The organism is Methylobacterium sp., from assembly GCF_019745455.1.
In the GTDB taxonomy this organism is placed as follows: domain Bacteria; phylum Pseudomonadota; class Alphaproteobacteria; order Rhizobiales; family Beijerinckiaceae; genus Methylobacterium.
Genome location: NZ_JAIETD010000088.1, coordinates 1 through 6,974, shown reverse-complemented (window position 1 = coordinate 6,974; position 6,974 = coordinate 1). Strand labels below are relative to the sequence as shown.

Below are 6,974 nucleotides of genomic sequence, written 5' to 3'. Positions count from 1 at the left end.
GACGATGGTTATGCGAGCGTACGCTTCTGGCTCTCGCCGACGGGCGACACCGCGCTCGCCTGGACGGCCGGCGACGTGTGACGTGCAGGTTCAGATGGCAGAGGCGGGATTGGCCGGGATTGACCGGGATTGAGCGAAATTCGCCAGTTGCGCCATAACCTTGCCCGATGCCGACCAACTGGGAAGGCAGTCGCGCTGCGCAGGTTCAAATGGCAGGTGACTACTCAACGGAGGTTGGGGGGCGGCGGGGCGGTGAGGCCGAGCTGAGCTTCGCAGAGTGGCATATGTGATCGAAACGCCGAAAGGTTCCTCGCCCTGTCAAGGTACCTTTGTGCTGTGGCGTCGAGGCTGAGGAGCATCGCGTAATTCGCTAGTGAATAGAACGCTAGCGTACAGCCTTTCATGTCTGAACGATCAGATCTGGACGACGTCCAATCGCCAAGCGCAAGCGCAACCAGGATTTGCTTGCCTAGCTCGCCTGTGTCTTGGGTTTCGGTCGCCGCCCTAATCAATTGTTCGGCCTTTTGTGTTTCGAGAGCTTTCTCTCTCCAGCTTGGGCTGTCAGCCAAGGCGGAAGCGGAGAGGGCAATCGTCAGCCCGACCGCCGGGATCCACGTGCGAAGCTGATCGCGGTAATGCATGATTACGATCCGCCTATAGGTTTCGGTAGACGCCTCGGATGCGCCCTACAATCTTTAGGGTGTGCCGCTCCGACGCGGGCACAATCTCGTCTACGTAGCCGGCAGCTTTGTTATCACTGACAATGCGCAGGCTGCCGTCGCGAAGCGGCTGGACCCGCTTTGCGAAAACAGCGTCATCGTAAACGATGGTGTAGAGACCCTCCTCACGCACTTCGATAAGCGATGCATCGATGATGATCACGTCATAATCGCGGAAGGTCGGATACATCGAGTCTCCCTTGATTTGTAGTACATGGGCGTTTTGGGGGTTTACACCTAAGTGGCGCAGGAATTCAGCTTTAAAGGCGAGAAATTCCTCAATCTCTTCTCCCGCTGGGACAATGCCTTGCCCGGCAGAGGCCTCTATAGACAAGCGCGGCAATAGCACCATGTCTTGATCCTGCGCATTGTTTCCTGCGATACGCATAAATCGGACACCTCTTGGCTCTGCCTGTTCTTCCGCTGGAAATGTAGCCTCTTCCGGCAAAGAGTCACGAGGCCCCCGGCCTGTCGCGAGCCATTTTAAATTTACTCGTTTGGCAAGGGCGATTTGTGCAGCCTTGTCCAGACCAGGCACGCTGCCCTTCAGGTACTGGCGCATCGTGCCATCCTTGATGCCGCACTCGCGCGCGAAGCCAGCTACGTCATCTTCGCCAAGTAGCTCCTTGAGGCGCGCTGTCACACCCGTGTGATCCATCCCGAACTCCGAAACGCTTTCGGAGATCGGCCGCGTGATTGCGCGGGCAAAATGCCGTGCAATCCCATGGATATAGCGGATTGCACGATCTGCGCCCCGCTGCCCGAACTCCGAAATCGAAATTTCACACGACATGGCTTGCAGATGCCGCGTAATAATGTGAAATTCCGTACCACCAAACGTACCTAACGACCCAGAAAAAGCCGGCCTGCCAGCCGGCGTTTCCAGGAGCCCAAATGACCCAGGCTGCGAGTGCGCCGCCTGTCGTGTGGGACCGTCACGCCATTAAGGCGGAGGTCTACCGGCAGGGGATGACGCTGACCGGGATCGCGCGTGACGCGGGCCTTGCCGAGAACGCCTGTCGAAAGGCGTTGTTCGGTATCGACCGCAAGGGCGCCGAGGCGCTCTCCAGCGCCCTTGGCATCCCCTTCGACACGCTTTTCCCGGCCGGTTTTCACCGGAGCCGTTCGAGCCAGCGCCACGCTACCAAGAAGCAGGCGCAAGAGTCCCGGCAAAAGCGCATCGGCGCCGCTGACAAGGCGAGGGCTCGGGCGTGAGCCTCCCGGCAGGATTAACCAGGATCGCTGACGGCGCGGCCGTCCAGCCCAGCAGCACCCCGCCGCATCCAGCTGGGTGCACCACCCCGCCCCCTCAATCGGGAACACAGCGCACCATGATCGTGCGAACGGTCGAACTCGCCCATATCGATGTCGGGGGGCGGCTCCGCGCCCTCGATCCTGCCTGGGTCGCCCTCCTAGCGGAGGAGATCGGGCGTGAAGGGCTGATCGAGCCCATCCGCGTCGTCGCCCGCGGCGAGCGCTTCCAGCTCATCGGCGGTGCCCGGCGTATCGCCGCCTATCGAGCTCTCGGCCGCTCCGAGATCGAAGCGCGCATCGAGCCCGAGGCGGCACTCGCGGACGACGCCGCCGTTCGCCTCGGCGAGATCAAGAGCAACCTCCTGCGCGGCGAGCTGACTATGCTCGAACGCGCCTACTACGTGGCCGCTTGGCGGGAGGTCTACCTCAGCGTTCACTCCCTACCGAAGCGCGGGCGCGGCGCCGCTCGGGAAAAGATTATCCAGCGGATAAACATTTCTCCGGAGCCCGGCGAAGTCGCCAACGAGGATGTTGCCGACGCCTTCGTCCTCAGCCTCACCGAGGCCGCTCAGAAGTCGCTGAAGCTGACCCAAGCGACGCTCTACCGCCTCCTCAACATCGCGAAGATCTCGCCCGAGCAGGGCCACCGCCTCACGGGCCACCCGTCCGCAGACAGCCGTGTCGAGCTGATGCTCCTGGCTGATCAGCCGGCCGAGCGGCAGGTAACCATCGTGGATCTGATCCTCGGCGACGATGCCGAGATCGGCACGGTAGCCGAGGCCATCGCCCATCTCGACGGGGGACACGCCCCCGCCCCGGCGCCGCTCACCCCACCCGAGCGCTTCCACCAGACCTTTGCCCGGCTCCGCCCCCAGGATCAGGAGGCGTTCTTCGATCTCAACGCCGAGGCCATCGAGCGCTGGCAGGCCGTCCGCGCTTCGAAGGCCCGTCGTGGCGCCATCCGGAGCGCCGCGTGATGGGGGCCGATCGGGGTCCGCAGGGGCCGTTCGTATTCACAGCGGCTGCCGAGATGCAGAAGGGCCTGCGCCTCGCCGCCCGCAACGCCTTGGCTTTGAGTCGTCAATGTGAGGCGTTCAACCTTGCGCACCCGGTCGGCAGCACCGTCCGGTGTTGGAAGGGCCTCCGGGGCGATGGTCCTGGGTACGTCGGGCAAGTCCGTGAGCCGGGGGCCTATGTCCTCAGCGGGCATACGGCTGTCGTGCATGTGACAGGGGTCTCCGGCTGCATCGCGCTCAGCCACGTCGAGGAGGCGCGCGACTGATGGCTCTCCTCCGCGACCCGTCCGCCCCGCTCCTCAAGACCTGGGAGACCGAGCCAGTCGCCATCGGCTACGGCGAGGACGTGGCGGGTCGCGGCCCTCTCGGCAACCGTATCGCGCGGGTGGTCTCTCAGGCCCTCCGCGACGCAAAAGACGCTGATCTCCCGCGCGCGGAGGTCGCCCGGCGGATGGCCGAGCACCTCGGCCGTCCGGTGCCGGCGACCACCATCGACAAGTGGGCCTCCGAGGCCGCCGAGGATCACCGCATTCCGCTGGACTGCTTCGTGGCGCTGATCAAGGCGACCGGGCAGCACGCGCTTCTCGGCTTCCTGCCCGGCCTGTTCGGCTACGCCGTGGTGCCGGCTCGATACATCGACCTGATCGAGCTGACCCAGCTCGAAGAGCAGGAGCGGGAGCTTGCCGCCCGCAAGGCCGCGCTCACCGCCAAGGTGCGGGGGCGGCGCTCATGAAGGAGTGGCTGACCGCACAGGAAATCGCGACCGAGGCCCTGCCGCAGATGCCGGGCTCCGAACGCGCGATCCAGATCATGGCCGACCGCCAGGGCTGGAACCTCGACGTCTTCCGCGCCCGCAAGCGCGCTGGCCGGGGTGGTGGCATGGAGTATCACATCGGCCTGCTGCCGACGCTCGCGCAGGTCACCTATCGCCAGCGTGCCATCCCGGTCGGGCCGGTGCCGGAGAGCGCGAATGTGCAGCCGGGCGCTGCACTTTCCGGCCGCGCCGCCCAGGAGCGTGATGCGCGGCTCGCCATCCTGCGCGCCTTCGAGGCGTTCGCCCGTGGCCAGCGTCTCAATCAGCAGGGCTGCGAGGCCCTGTTCGTCTCGAAATACCAAGCCGGCACCTTCGCCATTGAGCCGTGGGTGCGCGAGCTGGTCCCGTCCTTCTCCCGGCGGACGCTGGCGCGGTGGCGGGCCGCTGCCGGCAAGGATCTGAACAGCCTCGGCGTCGATCGCGGTGCCGCCCGCAAGGGCACGGGCATCTTGGAGACCGCCAACGACGGCGCGGTGCGGCGCTGGATGCTCGCGCTCATCACCCATCAGCCGCACCTCTCGGCCAAGCACATCCGCCGCGACTGCGCGCTGGAGTTCGGCGACCGCCTCACGGTGGTGCGCGGGGGCGGCGTTGTCGAGACGATCGACATGCCGCCACTGCGGACCTTTCAGGCGGCTTTGAAGGCTCTGAAAGAGGCGGAGAAGGTGGTGATCACGCAGATCACCAACCCGGACAAGTTCCGCTCCACGATGAAGCTCTCGGGCAGCAATAGCCTGCGGCACATCGATGAGCCGAACGCGCTGTGGATGATCGACGCCTCGCCGGTCGATGCGCTCTGCACCGACGGCCGCCATTCGATCTACGTCTGCATCGACATCGCGACGCGTCGGACCGTGTTCTACATGTCGAAAACCCCGCGCGCCGAGGCGGTGGGGCTACTGCTGCGCAAGGCCATCCTCGCCTGGGGCGTGCCGGCCGAGATCAAGACGGACAACGGCAGCGATTTCACCGCGAAGGCGAGCCAGCGCCTCCTGGCCTCGCTTGGGATCGAGGCCGTCCTCTCCGACGCCTTCAGCCCGGAACAGAAGGGCCACGTGGAGCGCGTCATCGGCACGCTCCAGCGCGACTGCATCGCCCTGCTGCCGGGCTTCGTCGGGCACAGCGTGGCGGACCGGAAGGCGATCGAGGGGCGCAAGAGCTTCGCCCAGCGGCTCGGCGACGACGACGCGAAGACGTTCTCGGTCCGCTACACCGCAGGCGAGACACAGACCTTCGTCGATGCCTGGGCCGATCTCGACTACGCTCAGCAGCCGCACGAGGCCCTGAAGCGCCGCACGCCGGCCGCCGTCGCCGAGGCCGCCGCGCACACGATCCGCCGGGTCGACGTGCGCGCCCTCGACCTTCTGCTGGCGCCGACGGCGAAGGGCGACGGCACCCGCACGATGACGAAGCGGGGCATCCGGATCGACGGCCGGCACTACCTCAACGGTGCGATCATGGTGGGCGACCGCGTCTTCGTGCGGCACGATCCGCTCGACCTCGGTCGCGTCTACCTGTTCCGGCCGGATGGTGAGACCTTCGTCGGCGAGGCCGTCAACGCCGAGTTCGCAGGCGTCTCCCCCGGCGCCTTCGTCCAGGCGCAGCGGACGGTCCAGGCGGAAGAGCTGGCCGCGCGCAAGGCGGCGATCGAGGCCGAGCGGCGCAAGCTGCGCACCGGCCCAGATCTCGCCGCCCGCGCCCTTAGGAAGCTCACTGCGGACCGCGACCGCCGCGAGGCCGAACGCTCCGGCGTCGTGCCGTTCCCGCGCCCCGAGGTCGAGCACTCGACGCCCGCGATCGCCGCCGCCCTGACGGCCGTCACCCAGCCCGAGACGCCGCCTGTGGCCATCGTCCCCGACCGGGCGGCCGAGCGTCTGGCGCAGATGCGCGAACAGGTCCGGCAGGCTCCCAACGTCACGGCGATCCGGTCGAACCTGGACACGCCGGATCTGCGGTTCCGCCGCGCCCTGGAACTGGAGGCGCGCATCGCGGCCGGCGAGGCGGTGGAGAGCGAGGAAGCGCTCCAGCTCGGCCGCTACCAGTCCACCCCCGAATACCGCGCCCGGCGGAAGGTTCACGATCGCCGGCAAGCGGAGAAGGCCGCCCTCTGACGGCGGACAAAAAAGGCCCCGGCGAACCGGGGCCAGAGGCAGCTTGGAAGGTGTGAGAGCATGAACATGCAGACCAGAACGGTCAAGGACGGACGCCCAGCTGTCCTAAAGAACGTCCTCAACATGATGACGCTGATCGAGACGATCCGGCAGCGTCCCGAGCGCTCCAGCGGCTTCGGTCTGTTCTACGGCCCCTCCGGCTACGGCAAGACGGTCGCCTCGACTTACGCGCAAAATGAGGACAACTGCCTCTACATTGAGGTGCGGGAGTTCTGGACCCGGAAAGACTTCTGCATCGCTTTCCTTCAGGAGTTGGGACAGAAGCCGGTCGGCACGATCTCGCAGATGATGCGCGAGATCATCGGGTCGCTCGGCAACGATCCCGACCGCGCGGTGATCATCGACGAAGCCGACAAGCTCGTCGACCGCAACATGATCGAGCTGGCGCGCGATCTCCAGGAGATGACCCAGGCGCCGGTGGTGCTGGTGGGTGAGGAGCGCCTGAAGGCGAAGCTCGACCGCTACGAGCGATGCGCTAGCCGCGTGCTAGACGAGGTGAAGGCGGTCCCCTGCGACGTCGACGACGCGCGCGAGCTGGCGGGCGCGCTCGCTCCCGACATCGTCATCACCGATGATCTGCTGGCCGCGACGTGCGTGCGGGCGCGCGGCTCGACCCGGCGTGTGGCCAACGGGCTCTACGACATCGCCAACTTCGCCCGCAGTCGTGGCCTGGAGGAGGTCTCCGCCCGAGCCTACACGCCGCAGTCGGCCAGCGAGAAGTACGCCCAGGCGCGCGAGGTGCGCTCGTGAGCCGGGTTCTCGCCTTCGACGTCCCGCCGGGCAAACCGGTCCTGCGCGGGAACGACCACTACTGGCGCGTGATCCTGGATCTCGACGGTCGTGGTCCCTGGACCGTGGGCGACATACGCGCCCGCTGCGACGGAAAGGTCGAAAGCTCGACCATCCGGGACTTCGTGAAGCGGCTCGTGGCCGGCGGCTTCGCCAGCGTGGATGAGCAGGGTCCGGCCGGTACGCTCTATCGCCTGCTGAAGCGCTGCCT

7 protein-coding genes and 1 pseudogene are annotated in these 6,974 nt (G+C 66.3%); 7 read left to right on the top strand and 1 reads right to left on the bottom strand.

Annotation, left to right across the window (positions count from 1 at the left end):
* Window positions 1-654: 654 nt before the first annotated feature.
* Window positions 655-1,377 carry a S24 family peptidase gene (locus K2Y56_RS17675; protein ID WP_292510412.1) on the bottom strand — a complete coding sequence of 241 codons (723 nt, stop codon included), beginning with the start codon at window positions 1,375-1,377 and terminating at the stop codon, window positions 655-657.
* Between the two features lie 236 nt (window positions 1,378-1,613).
* Between K2Y56_RS17675 and K2Y56_RS17670 the strand changes: the two genes are divergently transcribed.
* The 7 genes and pseudogenes from K2Y56_RS17670 to K2Y56_RS17640 all read left to right on the top strand — a co-directional run.
* Window positions 1,614-1,934 (top strand): helix-turn-helix domain-containing protein, encoded by a 321-nt coding sequence (locus K2Y56_RS17670; RefSeq protein WP_292510409.1) that lies wholly within the window; start codon window positions 1,614-1,616, stop codon window positions 1,932-1,934.
* 116 nt (window positions 1,935-2,050) lie between these two features.
* Window positions 2,051-2,950, top strand: coding sequence for a ParB N-terminal domain-containing protein (locus tag K2Y56_RS17665; protein WP_292510406.1), 900 nt, complete (start codon window positions 2,051-2,053; stop codon window positions 2,948-2,950).
* Complete coding sequence (locus K2Y56_RS17660; protein WP_292510404.1) at window positions 2,950-3,255, top strand: hypothetical protein; 306 nt, start codon at window positions 2,950-2,952, stop codon at window positions 3,253-3,255. Before K2Y56_RS17665 ends, K2Y56_RS17660 begins: the two co-directional genes overlap by 1 nt.
* Window positions 3,255-3,722: a hypothetical protein gene (locus K2Y56_RS17655; RefSeq protein WP_292510401.1), complete on the top strand. Its 468-nt coding sequence runs from the start codon at window positions 3,255-3,257 to the stop codon at window positions 3,720-3,722. The genes K2Y56_RS17660 and K2Y56_RS17655 overlap by 1 nt, the downstream gene beginning before the upstream one ends.
* The gene (locus K2Y56_RS17650; protein WP_292510398.1) at window positions 3,719-5,914 is read left to right on the top strand and encodes a Mu transposase C-terminal domain-containing protein; all 2,196 of its coding nucleotides are present in this window, start codon (window positions 3,719-3,721) and stop codon (window positions 5,912-5,914) included. Before K2Y56_RS17655 ends, K2Y56_RS17650 begins: the two co-directional genes overlap by 4 nt.
* Before the next feature lie 123 nt (window positions 5,915-6,037).
* Window positions 6,038-6,724 (top strand): ATP-binding protein, encoded by a 687-nt coding sequence (locus tag K2Y56_RS17645; protein ID WP_292510394.1) that lies wholly within the window; start codon window positions 6,038-6,040, stop codon window positions 6,722-6,724.
* A pseudogene (locus K2Y56_RS17640) lies at window positions 6,721-6,974 on the top strand (hypothetical protein); the annotation flags it as partial. The gene K2Y56_RS17645 and the pseudogene K2Y56_RS17640, both read left to right, overlap by 4 nt.